At 65.7% G+C, this 15,689-nt stretch carries 19 protein-coding genes and 4 tRNA genes; 8 read left to right on the plus strand and 15 right to left on the minus strand.

The features are described 5' to 3' along the window. Positions 1 to 41: 41 nt before the first annotated feature. Positions 42 to 737: a chymotrypsin family serine protease gene (locus tag ACYVN4_RS26825; RefSeq protein WP_460724785.1), complete on the minus strand. Its 696-nt coding sequence runs from the start codon at positions 735 to 737 to the stop codon at positions 42 to 44. Between the two features lie 241 nt (positions 738 to 978). Between ACYVN4_RS26825 and ACYVN4_RS26830 the strand changes: the two genes are divergently transcribed. Further along, complete coding sequence (locus ACYVN4_RS26830) at positions 979 to 1,239, plus strand: hypothetical protein (RefSeq protein ID WP_460724786.1); 261 nt, start codon at positions 979 to 981, stop codon at positions 1,237 to 1,239. A 92-nt stretch (positions 1,240 to 1,331) separates the two neighbouring features. Further along, positions 1,332 to 1,589: a hypothetical protein gene (locus ACYVN4_RS26835; protein WP_460724787.1), complete on the plus strand. Its 258-nt coding sequence runs from the start codon at positions 1,332 to 1,334 to the stop codon at positions 1,587 to 1,589. Between the two features lie 225 nt (positions 1,590 to 1,814). Here ACYVN4_RS26835 and rplA read toward each other — a convergent pair whose 3' ends face one another. From rplA to ACYVN4_RS26885, 10 genes are all read right to left on the minus strand, one after another. Beyond that, positions 1,815 to 2,525 (minus strand): 50S ribosomal protein L1, encoded by a 711-nt coding sequence (gene rplA / locus ACYVN4_RS26840; protein ID WP_460724788.1) that lies wholly within the window; start codon positions 2,523 to 2,525, stop codon positions 1,815 to 1,817. A gap of 95 nt (positions 2,526 to 2,620) precedes the next feature. Further along, positions 2,621 to 3,055: a 50S ribosomal protein L11 gene (rplK, locus tag ACYVN4_RS26845; RefSeq protein WP_213559194.1), complete on the minus strand. Its 435-nt coding sequence runs from the start codon at positions 3,053 to 3,055 to the stop codon at positions 2,621 to 2,623. 165 nt (positions 3,056 to 3,220) lie between these two features. After that, complete coding sequence (nusG, locus tag ACYVN4_RS26850) at positions 3,221 to 4,024, minus strand: transcription termination/antitermination protein NusG (protein ID WP_460724969.1); 804 nt, start codon at positions 4,022 to 4,024, stop codon at positions 3,221 to 3,223. A gap of 136 nt (positions 4,025 to 4,160) precedes the next feature. After that, complete coding sequence (gene secE / locus ACYVN4_RS26855; RefSeq protein WP_460724789.1) at positions 4,161 to 4,544, minus strand: preprotein translocase subunit SecE; 384 nt, start codon at positions 4,542 to 4,544, stop codon at positions 4,161 to 4,163. A gap of 30 nt (positions 4,545 to 4,574) precedes the next feature. Then, positions 4,575 to 4,647, minus strand: a tRNA-Trp gene (locus tag ACYVN4_RS26860). 182 nt (positions 4,648 to 4,829) lie between these two features. Beyond that, a complete protein-coding gene (locus ACYVN4_RS26865; protein ID WP_460724970.1) occupies positions 4,830 to 5,876 on the minus strand; it encodes a fused (3R)-hydroxyacyl-ACP dehydratase subunits HadA/HadB in 1,047 nt (348 codons plus the stop codon). A 196-nt stretch (positions 5,877 to 6,072) separates the two neighbouring features. Continuing rightward, positions 6,073 to 6,243, minus strand: a complete 171-nt coding sequence (gene rpmG / locus ACYVN4_RS26870) for a 50S ribosomal protein L33 (protein ID WP_029925945.1) — start codon at positions 6,241 to 6,243, stop codon at positions 6,073 to 6,075. Between the two features lie 43 nt (positions 6,244 to 6,286). After that, positions 6,287 to 6,359: transfer RNA gene (locus ACYVN4_RS26875), tRNA-Met, on the minus strand. 80 nt (positions 6,360 to 6,439) lie between these two features. After that, a tRNA-Thr gene (locus tag ACYVN4_RS26880) sits at positions 6,440 to 6,512 on the minus strand. 226 nt (positions 6,513 to 6,738) lie between these two features. Beyond that, positions 6,739 to 6,821 (minus strand) — tRNA-Tyr (locus ACYVN4_RS26885). Positions 6,822 to 6,961: 140 nt separating this feature from the next. Between ACYVN4_RS26885 and ACYVN4_RS26890 the strand changes: the two genes are divergently transcribed. Then, positions 6,962 to 7,453 carry a YajQ family cyclic di-GMP-binding protein gene (locus tag ACYVN4_RS26890; RefSeq protein ID WP_460724790.1) on the plus strand — a complete coding sequence of 164 codons (492 nt, stop codon included), beginning with the start codon at positions 6,962 to 6,964 and terminating at the stop codon, positions 7,451 to 7,453. Positions 7,454 to 7,494: 41 nt separating this feature from the next. On the opposite strand, the gene htpX is transcribed toward ACYVN4_RS26890, so the two are convergent. Both htpX and ACYVN4_RS26900 read right to left on the minus strand, forming a co-directional pair. Then, positions 7,495 to 8,379, minus strand: a complete 885-nt coding sequence (gene htpX, locus ACYVN4_RS26895; RefSeq protein ID WP_460724791.1) for a zinc metalloprotease HtpX — start codon at positions 8,377 to 8,379, stop codon at positions 7,495 to 7,497. Between the two features lie 128 nt (positions 8,380 to 8,507). Then, complete coding sequence (locus ACYVN4_RS26900) at positions 8,508 to 9,530, minus strand: polyprenyl synthetase family protein (RefSeq protein WP_460724792.1); 1,023 nt, start codon at positions 9,528 to 9,530, stop codon at positions 8,508 to 8,510. A gap of 189 nt (positions 9,531 to 9,719) precedes the next feature. Between ACYVN4_RS26900 and ACYVN4_RS26905 the strand changes: the two genes are divergently transcribed. Further along, on the plus strand, positions 9,720 to 10,994 hold the full coding sequence (locus tag ACYVN4_RS26905; RefSeq protein ID WP_460724793.1) for a geranylgeranyl reductase family protein: 1,275 nt from the start codon (positions 9,720 to 9,722) through the stop codon (positions 10,992 to 10,994). Further along, positions 10,991 to 11,410: a helix-turn-helix transcriptional regulator gene (locus ACYVN4_RS26910; RefSeq protein WP_460724794.1), complete on the plus strand. Its 420-nt coding sequence runs from the start codon at positions 10,991 to 10,993 to the stop codon at positions 11,408 to 11,410. Before ACYVN4_RS26905 ends, ACYVN4_RS26910 begins: the two co-directional genes overlap by 4 nt. 3 nt (positions 11,411 to 11,413) lie before the next feature. Here ACYVN4_RS26910 and ACYVN4_RS26915 read toward each other — a convergent pair whose 3' ends face one another. Beyond that, entirely contained in the window at positions 11,414 to 13,063 is a 1,650-nt protein-coding gene (locus ACYVN4_RS26915; RefSeq protein ID WP_460724795.1) for a purine-cytosine permease family protein, read from the minus strand. A 205-nt stretch (positions 13,064 to 13,268) separates the two neighbouring features. Between ACYVN4_RS26915 and ACYVN4_RS26920 the strand changes: the two genes are divergently transcribed. Then, entirely contained in the window at positions 13,269 to 13,712 is a 444-nt protein-coding gene (locus ACYVN4_RS26920; protein WP_460724971.1) for a VOC family protein, read from the plus strand. Positions 13,713 to 13,770: 58 nt separating this feature from the next. Here ACYVN4_RS26920 and ACYVN4_RS26925 read toward each other — a convergent pair whose 3' ends face one another. Further along, positions 13,771 to 14,274, minus strand: coding sequence for a DUF2505 domain-containing protein (locus ACYVN4_RS26925; RefSeq protein ID WP_460724796.1), 504 nt, complete (start codon positions 14,272 to 14,274; stop codon positions 13,771 to 13,773). A 90-nt stretch (positions 14,275 to 14,364) separates the two neighbouring features. Here ACYVN4_RS26925 and ACYVN4_RS26930 point away from each other — a divergent pair, with 90 nt between their 5' ends. Both ACYVN4_RS26930 and ACYVN4_RS26935 read left to right on the plus strand, forming a co-directional pair. After that, positions 14,365 to 14,832 carry a DUF3592 domain-containing protein gene (locus ACYVN4_RS26930; protein WP_460724797.1) on the plus strand — a complete coding sequence of 156 codons (468 nt, stop codon included), beginning with the start codon at positions 14,365 to 14,367 and terminating at the stop codon, positions 14,830 to 14,832. 9 nt (positions 14,833 to 14,841) lie between these two features. Beyond that, the gene (locus ACYVN4_RS26935) at positions 14,842 to 15,555 is read left to right on the plus strand and encodes a demethylmenaquinone methyltransferase (protein WP_460724798.1); all 714 of its coding nucleotides are present in this window, start codon (positions 14,842 to 14,844) and stop codon (positions 15,553 to 15,555) included. Positions 15,556 to 15,689 lie beyond the last annotated feature (134 nt).

Here is a 15,689-nt window from a genome sequence, read left to right on the forward strand (position 1 = left end):
ATCTCCCGAAATCACCGTCGCACCAACACTTTCGAATGAAATCAAAAATCGAGGTGAAACCCGGATCCGGCCCCGCCGCGCGCGGCCAGATCGTCGAGGATCGCGGTCATCGAGGAACTGCCGCCCCACACCCACTGGTTGCCGATCAACGTGTCGCCGACGACCACCGGCGCGCCGGAGTCGCCGGGGAACTCGGGGACCGTGGTCACCAGGTACGGCCCCATCGAGGTGAGTGTGGTCCCGCAGGTGCGTCCGCTGGTGGTGCCCTGCTTGCACACCGGGGTGCCTTCCGGCGGCGGGTCGGCGATGCTGTGGATGGTGGTATCTCCCACCGTGGCAACGGGATTCACCTTCGACCGGTCGAAGACGATGACCGCATAGTCCAGCCCCACCCCGTGCGGACCCGGCGCGATCGGATTGCCGCCGCTGATGTAGTCGACCGTCCCGATCCGCCCGAGTGACGGGTCGTGCGCGGGCCCGGGGTCGACCGCCGACTGCAGATAGACCGCGTCACCGGCGCCCTGCCGCTGACTGTCGTAGGCGCAGTGCGCGTTCGTCAGTCCGACCAGATTCCCCGCCGCATCCGACCCGATCGCGGTGAGCGTGCAGAAATGCAGCAGCGACAGCGATCCCACCGGCACCCCCCACTGCAGGGCCAACCCGGTGCCGCCGCCCACCGGCACCCGGCGCGGCTCGTCCGCGCGCGCCTGCACCGCGAGGGCTGTCACGGCCACCATCAATGCTCCGAAAAGTATTGCCGCCGAGCGAAATCGAGTCATCACGCCTCCGAGCTGGATGGACGATCCGAACAGACGCCGCCAACACGCCTGATCCCCATCCAAGCGCTAGGTTTTCGCCACTTCGCGACCCCGGCCGATCACCCGGTCGCCCGGCGTGTCGACACGATATTGAAACTCTGGTATTTCAAAAAGCCCGGCGCACAGCTAAATTCGTCGCACCCACACCCGGAGGTTCCCCATGCACCGCCCGCTCGCCAAAGCCCTCGCCACCGCGGCCCTCACCGTCGGGCTCACCAGCCTCGCCCTGGCCCCCGCCCATGCCGACACCGGCACCCAAACCGGTTCCGCCTCCGGATCCGGCAAAATCCTGGCCCTGCCGCTCGCCTTCCTGGCAATGCCGCTCTGCTACAACGACTCCGTCAACCCGAACTACCAGCCGACCCCGCTGTGCAGCTTCCTGATGAGCCTCTACGCCGGCAGCGCGGGCCTGCTCCCCTGATCCCGCGAAACCTGCGCCAAAGAAATATGGGTGTATCAGGGCGGGGATTGCACCGGATACGTTCGACGCGTTCACCGAACCGGAGGTCCCCCATGAGCCGAATGCTCACCAAATCCCTTGCCACCGTGGCAATTTCCGCCGCCCTCGCAGGCATCGCTGCCACCCCCGCCATGGCCGCACCCGCCGCCCCCGCGCAATCCATCGCCGATTCCGGCTCCGCATCGGGCTCCGCCCAACTCCTGAAGGTCCCCCTGTCCTTCATCGCCGTCCTGCTCTGCGGCATGTGGGCCTCCCCCTCACCCAACCCCGTCCCCCTCTGCAACGCCCTGAACTCCGGCTCCGGCAACTGACGGCTGCGCCCCGCCGAACACCGAGGGCCACCGCGATTTCCGGCCCGGCCACATCAAGTCGCGAAGCAGTTTCCGCCCCACCAACACCAAAGCCTGGCGTGGCCCCTCGCCGACTGCATCACCCAAGTCGCGAAGCGAGCCCAACCCCACCAACACCAAAGGCCAGCGCGATTTATCGCGCTGGCCTTTGTATGTTTTTGCGTCGCTACGCTACGCGAAAAGGACTCAGTCCTCTTCGGCGAAGTTGCGGGTGCGGTTCGGGTCCACCGGGATGCCCGGTCCGGTGTTCGTCGAGAACGTCACCTTCTTGACGTAGCGGCCCTTCGCGGTGGAGGGCTTCACACGCAGGATCTCGTCGAGCGCGGCGCCGTAGTTCTCGGCCAGCTTCTTCTCGTCGAAGGAAGCCTTGCCGATCACGAAGTGCAGGTTGGCCTGCTTGTCGACGCGGAAGTTGATCTTGCCGCCCTTGATGTCCTGCACGGCCTTGGTCACGTCGGGGGTGACGGTGCCGGTCTTGGGGTTCGGCATCAGACCACGCGGGCCCAGGACACGCGCGATACGACCGACCTTGGCCATCTGGTCCGGGGTGGCGATCGCGGCGTCGAAGTCCAGCCAGCCGCCCTGGATCCGCTCGATCAGGTCCTCGGCGCCCACGGCGTCGGCACCGGCGGCCTCGGCCTCGGCGGCCTTGTCGCCGACGGCGAACACGATGACGCGGGCGGTCTTACCGGTGCCGTGCGGCAGGTTGACGGTGCCACGGACCATCTGGTCGGCCTTGCGGGGATCAACGCCCAGACGGACGGCGACCTCGACGGTCGCGTCGGTCTTGGTGGTCGCGGTGTCCTTCGCCAGGCGCACGGCGCTCAGCGGGGAGTACAGCGCGGCGCGGTCGACCTTGGCGGCCGCCTCGAGATAAGCCTTGCTTCGTTTTGCCATGATTTGTCTGTCCTTAAGTAGTCAGAAGTGGTTGCGGGACTGGCCGTCCCTCCCACCAGAGCTCGGTATCCCCTTGTCGGAGATACGGAGAGCTCTTACTCCGCGACGGTGATACCCATCGAGCGGGCGGTGCCGGCGATGATCTTCGCCGCGGCGTCGATGTCGTTGGCGTTCAGGTCTTCCTGCTTGGTCTTGGCGATCTCACGGACCTGGTCCATGGTGATCTGCGCGACCTTCAGGCGGTGCGGCTCGGCCGAACCCTTCTGGATTCCGGCGGCCTTCAGCAGCAGACGCGCGGCGGGCGGCGTCTTCAGCTTGAAGTCGAACGAGCGGTCTTCGTAGACCGTGATCTCGACCGGAATGACGTTGCCACGCTGCGACTCGGTCGCCGCGTTGTACGCCTTGCAGAATTCCATGATGTTGACGCCGTGCTGGCCCAGCGCGGGACCGACCGGCGGGGCCGGGTTAGCGGCACCGGCCTGGATCTGGAGCTTGATAAGCCCAGAGACCTTCTTCTTCTTCGGGGGCATCTTTCTTCCTTGGTTAGGTTCCTTGCGGATTACCCGCAAGCCTTTTCCGGGATTGCGTGCCATGGGGAATGTCGAGCATCGGCCCTAGGCACAACCCGGCAAGTCTACGTGCACGCAAAAAAGGCGGTGACACCGGGTGAAACCCGGGCCACCGCCTTCATGCGACTAAATCTTGGCGACCTGCGTGAAGGCCAGCTCGACCGGAGTCTCGCGGCCGAAGATCGAGACCAGCACCTTGAGCTTCTGCTGCTCGGCATTGACCTCGGAAATGCTGGCCGGGAGGGTGGCGAAGGGGCCGTCCATGACGGTGACCGACTCGCCGACCTCGAAGTCGACCTCGATGACCGGCTTCACGATCGAGGAGTCGCCGGAGCCGGAGGCGGCGGCAGCGGTGGCGGCCGGGGCGGCCTTCTTCTGCTGCGCGGCCGGGACCAGGAACTTCACGACCTCGGGGATGGTCAGCGGCGAGGGCCGCGAGGTGGCACCGACGAATCCGGTCACACCGGGGGTGTTGCGCACCGCGCCCCAGGACTCGTCGTTCAGCTCCATGCGGACCAGGATGTAGCCCGGCAGCACCTTGCGATTGACGTTCTTCTTCTGGCCGTTCTTGATCTCGGTGACCTCTTCGGTCGGTACCTCGACCTGGAAGATGTACTCCTCGAGACCGAGGTTCTGTACGCGGGTCTCGAGATTGGTCTTCACCTTGTTCTCGTAGCCGGCGTAGGAGTGCACGACATACCAGTCACCGGGGGCGCGACGCAGCGCGGCCGTCATCTCTGCCACCGGGTCGGCGGGCTCGTCGGTGATCTCGGCGACGGGCTGCGCGGGCTCGTCCTCTTCCGCGTCGGCGGCGAATTCGTCCGCTACGGCGGCGAACTCGTCATCGGCGGTGGTGGCCTCAGCGTCGTCGTCGATGACAACGTCATCCACCGGGAATTCCTCGGTTGTGCCGTTCTCCGGGGTGCTCACTGGGGCACTCGCTTTCTTGGTCGTCACGTAATCCTCTGCGCGCCGGGGCAATACGCCCGGCGGATGGTCCCGCTCCCCCGCCTCTGCACGGGGGCCGGTCACCGGCTGCGACGGTCAGAGGCGGTCATCGTGCCGCCTAGCCGAAGAGCCAGCTGACACCCTTGATGAACGCAACATCCAACCCACCGATGAACGCGATCACGAAGACCACGAACACCAGGACAACGCTCGTATAGGTGACCATCTGCTTGCGGTTGGGCCAGATGACCTTGCGGAGTTCCGCAACAACTTGCTTGAGGAACGTCCACAGGCTCAGGAACGGATTGCCCCTACCGCTGCGCCCGGCTTTTTTGTCCTTGCCGGACTTCTTGGTGGTTGCCTTGGCCGCTTCCGACGGTCGCTCGATCGTCGCGGTCGACGACGCGGCGCGTGAACGCCGGGCGGACCGCTTGCCGCTCGGACGAGCCACCGCGGCGGTGTCATCGCCATCTTCGTGGCGAGTGTCCCGCTCGTCGCTCACGTCGATCCTCTCTAACGTCGGCATCCAGGGCAGGGGCGACAGGACTTGAACCTGCAACCTGCGGTTTTGGAGACCGCTGCTCTGCCAGTTGAGCTACGCCCCTTCGGCTGGACGGGGTTGGTCCAGCCACTGTGTGTCTCATTCAGTTGTACACGGGGATCCACACAACACGCGCGCCGCTCCTCGGAGCAGCGCGCATCGGCTGGTGACCCCAGATTTTCGATACTACGTTACCCCGCGTGGCGATCGCCAATCGGGGTGTCGCAGCGTACCTCGGGTGTGGGCTCAGCCCAGCTGGACGGTTGCGGTGGCGCGGCCGAAGATCTTGCGGCCCTCCGACTTCGCGACGATCGCGATCACCGCGGTGCGGGTCTCGGGGTCGACGGACTTCACCTTGCCGGTGTATTCGATCTCCGCGGGGCGGTCGGCGGGGACGTAGACCGGGCTGGTGAAGCGGACGTTGTACTCCTTGACCGCACCCGGGTCGCCGAGCCACGAGGTGACGAAGCCGCCACCCAGGCCCATGGTCAGCATGCCGTGCGCCACAACGTTTTCCAGGCCGACCAGCTTCACGACATCGTCGCTCCAGTGGATCGGGTTGGCGTCGCCGGAGACGCCGGCGTAGTTCACCAGGTCGCCGCGGGTGAGCTGCACGGTGCGCGAGGGCAGTTCGTCGCCGGCCGCGATGTCCTCGAAGCGGCGGGTCTGCGCGCTGGCCACCACGCGCCCGGTCGGGACGACCGCGACGGCGTGCTCGGGGGCGTCGATCTCGACGGGCTTGTCGGCGTCGGCGGCGTCCGGGCCGACCCCGTGCATGAGCACATTACGCACGGCGTCACCGATATTGGGATCGATGTCACCGCCGCTGCGGCCGATCAGGGTGGTGTAGGTGGTGAGCACCAACTCGTCGTTCTGCGCGACCACGTCGTTGCGGGTGACGATGATGTCGCCGCCGAAGGCCTGTCGGAACGAGTGCAGGTAGACGATGCAGGAGAGCTGGTCGCCGGCCTTGATGGGCCGGTGGAACTCCAGGATCTGATCGGTCTGCATGATCTGGCTCAGGTCGTAGCCGGTGACGATCTGCTCGAAGAGCTTGCGCTGGGCCAGGATTCCGACCAGGGAGATGAAGGTGAGCGGGGCCACCAGGCCGTCGTGGCCGTAGCCGCGGGCGATGTCCTCGTCCCAATGGGCCGGGTGGTAGTCCTGCACGGCGCGGGCGTATTCACGCACCTTCTCGCGGCCGACCTCGTAGTAGTCGTCGACGCGGTAGTGATAACCGACCATCGCGGCAGCGTGCGCGGCGGGGTCGAAGGCCTCGCTCGGATCGAGCATGTCGGCCTCGGTATCGATCTCGGTGTTGAGAGTCACGGCAGGGAGTCCCTATCTGATCCTTCATCAGGATCGGGCGGAGCGCTGAACCACCGCTATATACACCAAGTGCCGGACCGGAGCCAATGTCCCTTTTCAAGAGACTGTCTGACTTGCCGATCCGGCACTTCTTCCACGCGGTAGAGCGCGCGGGGTTAAGTTATCGAGATTCGCGGTGCGCCCGGTGGGTGCCGCAGTTGGGGCAGAACTTCTTCAGCTCCAAGCGGTCCGGGTCGTTGCGCCGGTTCTTCTTGGTGATGTAGTTACGGTGCTTGCACTGCTCGCAGGCCAAGGTGATCTTTGGCCGGATATCAGTGGACTTCGCGGCCACGATTTTCCTTCTTTCCGGTCAGCCTGATTGGAATATCAGTATGTAGCGATGGCCGGACTTGAACCGGCGACACAACGATTATGAGTCGTTTGCTCTACCGACTGAGCTACACCGCCATCTGGTGTCGGTACTTGACGGCGGGGATGTCCCGGTCCTGCAAGGAGAAGCCGAGTCGGTCACCACCGGCAATCCGGCGAGCCCCCTAACGGAATCGAACCGTTGACCTTTTCCTTACCATGGAAACGCTCTGCCGACTGAGCTAAGGGGGCGTGTCTGTCTTGCTCCGGTCTGGGCCGGGGCGCTGACGACTTGAACGAGATTACACACCCCACCCCCACACTTCCAAACCGGCTGGTCAGAGCAGATTTTGGAGCGGATCGAGGACGTGCCGGAGACGCCGGCGCGACGTGCCCGAGGAGCAGGCGCGGCGGCGCGGGCGCGGGCGACCGTGAAAAGCAAAGAACCCCGTGGATTTTCATCCACGGGGTTCTCGGGTGGCAGATGTAGGATTCGAACCTACGTAGGCTTTCGCCGACGGATTTACAGTCCGCTCCCATTGGCCGCTCGGGCAATCTGCCGGGGTGCGCCTTGCGGTGCGGTGACGAGAATACATCCAACCCCCTCCCGCAATGCAAACCGGCTGGATATCGCCACGCCGCAGGGACTAGCGTCGGCGGTCGAAACCCCAACTTTCCGATCTCGGACAAGGAGCACAAGCGTGGCCGATTCGTCGTTCGATGTGGTGAGCAAGATCGATCGCCAGGAGGTGGACAACGCGCTCAACCAGGCCGCCAAGGAGCTGAGCCAGCGCTACGACTTCCGCAACACCGGCGCGAGCATCGAATGGTCCGGCGAGGAGAAGATCGTTCTCACCGCGGATTCCCAGGACCGAGTGAAGGCCGCGCTGGATGTGTTCAAGGAGAAGCTGATTCGCCGCGACATCTCGCTCAAGGCGTTCGACGCCGGCGATCCGCAGGCCTCGGGCAAGGTGTACAAGATCACAGGCGAGCTGGTGCAGGGCATCACCACCGAGAACGCGAAGAAGATCGCCAAGAAGATCCGCGACGAGGGCCCCAAGAGCGTGAAGGCGCAGATTCAGGGCGAGGAGTTGCGGGTCACCTCCAAGAACCGCGACGACCTGCAGGCCGTGATCGCCCTGCTCAAGGGCGGCGACTTCGATATCGCGCTGCAGTTCGTGAACTACCGCTAGGAGCGGAACGAGGGTGGGGGCTACGCCCCCACACCCCCGCCTCAGTAGCGGCGGGGGCCGCCCGCCATCTCCTCCAGGCGGGCGATGCGGTCCTCCATGGGCGGGTGGGTGGAGAACCAGCGGGCCATCTTGTCGCCGGCCCGGAAGGGGTTGGCGATCATCAGGTGGGACTGGGCCGTCAGTTGCGGCTCCGGGGGCAGCGGGGCGGCCTGGATGCCGCGCTCCAGCTTGCGCAGGGCCGAGGCGAGGGCCAGGGGGTCGCCGGTCAGTTCCGCGCCGTCCTGGTCGGCTTGATACTCGCGCGAACGCGAGACGGCCAGTTTGATGAGCGAGGCCGCGATCGGGCCGAGCAGCGAAACCAGCAGAATGCCAATGACATTCGGGCCTTCGCCGTCGCGGTTGCCGCCGCCGAAGATACCGGCGAAGAACGCGAGATTGGCCAGACCGGAGATGACCGCGGCGAGCGCGCCCGCCACCGACGAGATCAGGATGTCGCGGTTGTAGACGTGCGAGAGCTCGTGGCCGAGGACGGCGCGCAGTTCCCGCTCGTCCAGGATCTGCAGGATGCCGGTGGTGCAGCAGACCGCGGCGTTGCGCGGATTGCGGCCCGTGGCAAAGGCATTCGGCGCATTGGTGGGGCTGATGTAGAGCCGCGGCATGGGTTGCCGTGCGGCCGTGGCCAACTCGCGCACGATGCGGTACATGGCCGGGGCTTCCAGCTCGGTCACCGGCTGCGCGTGCATCGCCTTGAGCGCCAGTTTGTCGCTGTTGAAATAGGCGTAGGCGTTCATGCCGACGGCCAGCACGATCGAGAGGATCAGGATCGTCGGGCTCCGGAACATGGCCCCGGCGAACACGATCAACGCCGACATGCCCACCAGGAGCCCGAACGTCTTCAACCCGTTCGCATAACCATGCCCATGCATAAACGGTCTCCTTCTGTGCCCCCTCATCGCTGAGTTACACCAGGTCAACGATAGAGCCGCAGGATGAAGTTCCCAGTTGTTCGACTGATCGGTTTCGGATGGGGTCGCGGCAGCAGGCCGCGACCCGGTCAGCCGACGCGTTCGATGGTGTAGCGGACCAGCTGTTCCAGCGCCTCGTTGGCCGGGCCGCCCGGCAGCGCCGAAAGCTCGGCGTGCGCGATGTCGGCGTAGCCGTGCAGCTTCTCCTTGGCCAGTACCAGGCCGCGCGAACGCGAGAGCAGGTACAGCGCCTCGTCGACCTCGGCATCGGTCTGCAACGGCTGGGCCAGCAGCTTGCGCAGGCGGTCGCCCTCGGAGCCCTCGTCGCGCAGGGCGTAGAGGACCGGCAGGGTGTGCACGCCCTCGCGCAGGTCGGTGCCGGGGGTCTTGCCGGACTGCTCGGACACCGAGGAGATGTCGATGATGTCGTCGGCGATCTGGAACGCGGTGCCCACGGCGTCGCCGAGGCGGGCCAGGCGTTCCACGTGATCGTGGCTCGCGCCGGAGAAGGTGCCGCCGAAACGGCCCGCGGCCGCGATCAGCGAACCGGTCTTCTCCCACACCACGCGCAGGTAGTGTTCGACCGGATCCTGGGACTGCCGCGCGCCGATGGTCTCTCGCATCTGGCCCGTGACCAGCTCCGCGAAGGTCTCGGCGATGATGCGCACGGCATCGGGGCCGAGGGTGGAGACCAGGCGGGAAGCATGGGCGAACAGGTAGTCACCCGCGAGGATCGCGACGCTGTTGCCCCAGCGCGAGTTCACGCTGGGTGCGCCGCGGCGCATGGAGGCCTCGTCCATGACGTCGTCGTGGTAGAGGGTCGCGAGGTGCACGAGTTCCACCACGGTGCCCGCGGTGACCAGGTCCGGACTGGTCGGGTCCGGGCCGAGCTGGCCGGTGAGGATGGTGAACAGCGGACGGAAACGCTTGCCGCCGGCCTTGGCCAGATGCAGCGCGGCCTCCTGCAGGAACTCCTCGCCGTCGGACAGCTCGGTGATCAGCAGATCCTCGACCTCGATCAGACCCTTGCGCACAGTCGCCGCGAGCTCGGGATCGCCCAGATCCACCCCCGCGACCACGGTGCTCTCATCGCTCACAGCTGATGCGCTCATTTCATCTCCCAGTGCCGCGTCCGACCCCACGCCAAAGAACCTAGCGTGTGGACCGATCACCCCCTATGCACACCACCGTAGTGCGACGCACGAAACAATCGCTATGTGAATCGAAACGGCCCAGGCGGAGGCCGGATGGAGTACGGGGCAGATATGCACGCTCGGTGATGTGCTGCAAGTATTGACCGCATGGGTTCACCGGAAGTCGCGCCCGAGCAGGGGAAATCGTCGGACGTATTGCCCTCGCACGTCGATGTGCTTGTCGTCGGTGCGGGTCCCGCCGGGTCCGCGGCGGCCGCGTGGGCGGCTAGAGCCGGACGCGATGTGCTGCTGACCGATTCCGCGGTGTTCCCGCGCGACAAGACCTGCGGCGACGGGCTGACCCCGCGCGCGACCGCCGAACTCGAGCATCTCGGGCTGGGTGACTGGGTGCGGGCGCACACGGTCAATCACGGGCTGCGGATGGCCGGGTTCGGGCGCGAGGCGCTGCTGCCCTGGCCGGACGGGTCCTTCCCGACCTATGGAAGTGCCGTTCCGCGAACCGAACTCGACGACAAGCTGCGCGAGACCGCGGTGAAGTCGGGGGCGCGCATGGTGGACGGGGCCAAGGTGGTGGAGGTGGCCCGCGAGGGCGACCGGGTCACCGGGGTGACCATCAAGACCGACGGCGGGCTGCGCGCGGTGTCGTGCCGGACGCTGATCGTGGCCGACGGGGTGCGCTCGCCGGTGGGAAAGATGCTGGGCCGCACCTGGCATCGGCAGTACGCGTACGGGACGGCGGCGCGGGCCTACATCAAGTCCGAGCGCAGTGACGATCCGTGGATCACCTCGCACCTCGAATTGCGGGATGCCGCGGGGGAATTGATTCCGGGCTACGGCTGGGTGTTCCCGCTCGGCAACGGCGAGGTCAATATCGGGGTCGGCTCGCTGGCGACCGAGAAGCGGCCGTCGCATATCGCGCTGAAACCGCTACTGCAGCACTATGTCTCGCAGCGGCGCGCGGAATGGGGTTTCGAGGGTGAGGCGCGGGCGGTGGCCTCGGCGCTGCTGCCGATGGGCGGCGCGGTGTCGAATCTGGCGGGTCGCAACTGGGCGCTGCTCGGTGACGCGGCGGGGTGCGTGAATCCGCTCAACGGCGAGGGCATCGACTACGGCCTGGAGGGCGGGCACATGCTCGCCGGGATTCTGGATCAGCCCGATCTGACCCACATCTGGCCGGAGATGCTGCGGCAGCGCTACGGCCGCACCTATTCGGTGGCGCGGCGGCTGGCGGGGCTGGCCACGCATCCGCGCACGGTGCCGCTGGGCGGGCCACCGATGATGCGGTCGAAGCTGTTGCAGCGCACGGCCGTGCGGGTGATGGGCAATCTGGTCACCGATGAGGACGTGGACCTGACGGCCCGGCTGTGGCGGGCGTCGGGGCGGGCCTCGCTGCGATTCGACAAGATCCGGCCGTTCTCGTGACGAGTCGGCCGGTTCCCGAGGATCTGCTGCCGCATCTGCGGCGAGCACGGGATCTGGCCGACCGGAACTATGCCGAGCCCTTGGATCTGGATGCGCTGGCGGCGGCCGCCGGAGTGTCGAAGTATCACTTCCTGCGGTGTTTCGCCGCGACCTACGGCAAGACCCCGGCGGTGTATCTGGCCGAGCGCCGCATCGAGCGGGCACAGGATCTGTTGCGCGCCACCAACGTGACGGTGACCGAGACCTGCATGCTGGTCGGCTACAGCAGTCTCGGGTCGTTCAGCAGCAAGTTCACCGAACTGGTGGGGATGTCGCCCTCGGAGTATCAAGCGAAGTTCGCGGCCGAGGGCGCACCCCATATTCCGGGTTGCTACGTCTTCATGCACGGTCTCTCGGATCGGAAACCGCAGGCGTAGCGGTTATTTCGCGGGCAGGACGTGAATGCCCGTCTTGTCGGTCGAGAGGGCCAACGAGCTGATGTACTGGATCTCGCCCTCGGGTCCCGGAACCGCCGAGGCGATCATGTCGGGGCGTTCGAATTCCATGCCGGTGACGGCGCAGGTGAGGGTCTCCCCCGACGGGTTGCCGTGCTCGTCGAACATGTCCAGTTCGATGCCGTCGTGGTCGCGGCGCAGGTAGTACTTGCCCTTGGTGAGGATCGCGGTCAGCGGCGTGGCCAGGAACGAAACCAGCACGGCCACAATGGGCGAGTACGGCTTCAGGGTTTCACCGAAGAGGCCGAAGAAGGTCGCGATGGACAGCGCCGCCGACAATCCGAAGCCGACCAGGCCGACCGGGTTGAAGTCGTAGAGCATGCCGCGGCGGAACTCCGGCTCCTTGGGCGAGAGCTTCAGCACATACTTGTTGATCGCGATATCGGTTGCGACGGTGACGATCCAGGCGATGCCGCAGTTGGCGTAGAAGCCGAGGATGTTGTTGAGGAAGTCGAACATGTTGGCTTCCATCAGGATCAGCGCGATGACCAGGTTCAGGGCCAGGAACACCAGGCGGCCCGGGTAGGTCTTGGTGACGCGGGTGAACGAGTTGGTCCACGCCAGCGAACCCGAATACGCGTTGGTCACATTGATTTTGATCTGGCTGATGACGACCAGCACCACGGCCAGGGTCATGGCCAGCCAGGACGGCATCATGTCGCGGTAGATCTCGAGGAACTGGTGCACCGGCTGGTTGGCGATGTTCTGCGCGCCGGGCAGGCTGGCGATCAGGTAGACCGCGAGGAACAGGCCGACGACCTGCTTGATCGCGCCGAAGAGCACCCAGCCGGGTCCGGCCAGCAGCATCCAGCCCCACCACTTACGGGCGTTCTCGGGGGTGCGGGGCGGCATGAAGCGCAGGTAGTCGATCTGTTCGGCGATCTGGGCGATGAGCGAGAGGCAGACACCGGCGGCGAGCAGCGCACCCGACAGTGAGACGCCCTTGCCGTCCTGGCCGCCGTAGGCCAGGAAGGTACCGACCGAATCCGGGTGGCGCACCAGCAGGAAGCCGAAGGGCAGCACCATCAGGATCAACCACAGCGGGGTGGTCCACACCTGGAGCTTGGCCAGGGTGTTCATGCCGTAGATGACCAGCGGGAAGATCATCAGCGTGGACACCAGGTAGCCGAGCGGAAGTGGTACGTGCAGGCCGAGTTTCAGGCCCTGCGCCATGATCGAGCCCTCGAGCGCGAAGAAGATGAAGGTGAACGAGGCGAACACGATGTTCGTGACCACCGACCCGTAGTACCCGAAGCCGCTGCCGCGGGTGATCAGGTCCAGGTCGATGTTGTAGCGGGCCGCGTAGTAGGCCAGCGGGAAGCCCGTGATCATGATGATGATCGCGAAGATGCCGATGCCCACCAGCGCATTGCCGGTGCCGTTGGCGATGCCGATGTTCGCGCCGATGGAGAAATCGGCCAGGTAGGCGATGCCGCCGAGCGCGGAGACGCCGACCACCGCCGGACTCCATTTGCGGTAGCTGCGGGGCGCGAACCGCAGCGTGTAATCCTCCAGCGTCTCCTTGGACGCTGCGACCGCGTTGGCCGTCGGGGTTTCTACTTGAACCACCGGCACTCCTCGTTCGGGCTCGTCGCGAGCTGTTTTCCGGTTCGAGAGTGGTCAGTGATTGTTGATCTTGGCTTTCCGAACGATGTCGTAGCTGTTACGTCAGCCTCACCGAGGTTCCGAGTGTGTGAACTCAGCAATTTCCGAGTGTGCCGACTCAGCAATTTCGGAGAAGCACGGACGACTCGACGATCCATAGCCTGGGGGCATGACGATCATCTCGAATGTCTCGCTGGTCACCGTGTACGTGACCGACCAGACCGAGTCCAAGCGCTGGTACATCGACAATCTGGGTTTCGTGGAGAACTCCGACATCACCATGGGCGACAACGGCTTCCGCTGGGTGACGGTGGCGCATCCGGAACATCCGGAGCTGGAGGTCACCCTGATGGTGCCCGGTCCCCCGCTCACCGACGATCTGGCCGAGGCGATCCGCCGCTCCATGGCCAATGGCACCCACGGCGCGCTCGGCCTGCGAACCGAGAACTGCCAGAAGGCTTTCGAGGAACTCACCGCGAAGGGCGTCGAGTTCATCCAGCCGCCCGCCGAACGCCCCTACGGCGTGGAGGCCATCATCCGCGACAACTCCGGCAACTGGCTGGTCCTGGTCGAGAACCGCGAATTCGATCCGAGCAAGGGCGACTTCGGGCCGCAGTAGCGCCCCGACACGCCCCCGTGGATGCGGGACCACCCCCGCATCCACGGTTTTACCGGGATCAGGCGTTCTGCGCGGCGAACCAGGATTCGACGGACTTGCGCTCGCTGTTCATGACCTTCTTGAGCAGGTTCTCGACCAGCGGCTCGATGGCCCCGCCCACCAGCGGGACCTTCACGTCGACGGTGCCGGTGACCTCGATCTCGGAACCCTCGGCGGTGGGCCGCAATTCGAATGCGCCCGCCATCTCGGTGGTGATACCGCCGGAGCGGCCGGTGAACTCGCCCTTGGCGACACCGTCGTTCAGCGGGCCCCAGCTGTCGGTGCGCTCGAGCTCGAGCTCGCTCTTGAGGACCTTCTTGACGATGCCTGGAATCTGGTCTTCGGGTGCTTTTTCGGTCATATGGATGCTGATGGTGCCGGGGCCGTCCGGGTGGGTGAGCTCCAGCGTGGCGGTGGTCGCTTCGGCGAAGCGGGACTGCCACATCTCGTCATTGGTGAGTGCCCGGTGAAGATCTTCGACCGGAACGCTGTACTGCACGGTGAAGCTGAATTTTCGGGACATGGCGAAGACCGTAGCTCAGCGATGGAATAGCCTGCTGAAGTGTCGGAAACTAGCCAGTCTCATAGGGCTGAACAGCACAGGGCGGTTCGGTTGCGGCGGGCTCGGATCGGGATCGTGGTCGCGGCGGCGACCATCAGCTTCCTGTCCGTTCTCCTGGTGTTGGCGGCCTGGCGCGACGACCATCTGATCAACTCCGACAAGGGCGTGACCAGCGCGGAAGTGCTCTCGGCGGGCACGCTGCGGTCCGCGGTCATCTTCGTCACCCCGGACGGTGAGACCCACAATCCCAAGACCGGCGTGCTGTACCCGACCAAGCTGACCGTCGGCGAACGCATCAATGTCGAATACCGGCGCAGCGATCCCGATCTCGTACGCGTGGCGGGTCGCGATGCACGTGTCGCCGTCATCCCGGCGGCCTCGGTGATCGTGGTCTGCTGGGCCGTCGCACTGCCCATTCTCTGGCTGCTCGGCTCCTCGCCGAAGCGGTGGCTGGGTGTACTGCGGACGCGGGTACGCGCCGCGCGGGCGCGCTCGTCGCACGAGGATGCCGCCCGTTAGGGTGCGAGGGTGGCGAAAATCAGGCAGCGGGAATCGTTTCGGGCCCAGCTGGACAAGCAGCCGCGCGATGTCGCGTCCATGTTCGATGGCGTCGCGAAGCGGTACGACATCACCAACACCGTGATGACCGGCGGCATCGACCGCTACTGGCGTCGGGTGACCCGAAAAGCGTTGGCGCTGCGGCCCGGTGAACGGGTGCTCGATCTCGCTGCGGGGACCGGCGTTTCGACCGTGGAGATGGCCAAGTCCGGCGCCTGGTGCGTGGCCGCCGATTTCTCCCAGGGCATGCTCGCGGCCGGACGCTGGCGGAATGTGCCGATGGTGGCGGGCGATGCCATGGCGCTGCCGTTCGCCGACGACTCCTTCGACGCGGTCACCATCTCCTACGGGCTGCGCAATGTCGCCGACCCGGATCTGGCACTGCGCGAAATGGCGCGGGTGACCAAGCCCGGCGGCCGCCTGGTGGTGGCCGAGTTCTCCACCCCGACCTTCGCGCCGTTCCGGACGGTCTACATGGAGTACCTGATGAAGGCGCTGCCCCAGGTGGCCAGCGCGGTCAGTTCCAATCCGGACGCCTACGTCTATCTGGCCGAATCGATCCGGGAGTGGCCCAACCAGCCGCAGCTGGCCATGCGGATCGCGGATGCCGGTTGGTCCTCGGTGAAGTGGCGCAATCTCACCGGTGGGATCGTGGCCCTGCATCGCGGCTACAAGCTGGGCTGAACACTCGGTGCCCGGTGTGGGATCGCTCACTACAGGGCTCTGACCTGGCCTCACAGTCGCGAAATCCGACTGTGAGGCCGATTGTCATCTGGAGATAACGTTCGGTAAATCGCCCGCAACCCGGGCTGGCTTAA

Source organism: Nocardia heshunensis, from assembly GCF_054782115.1.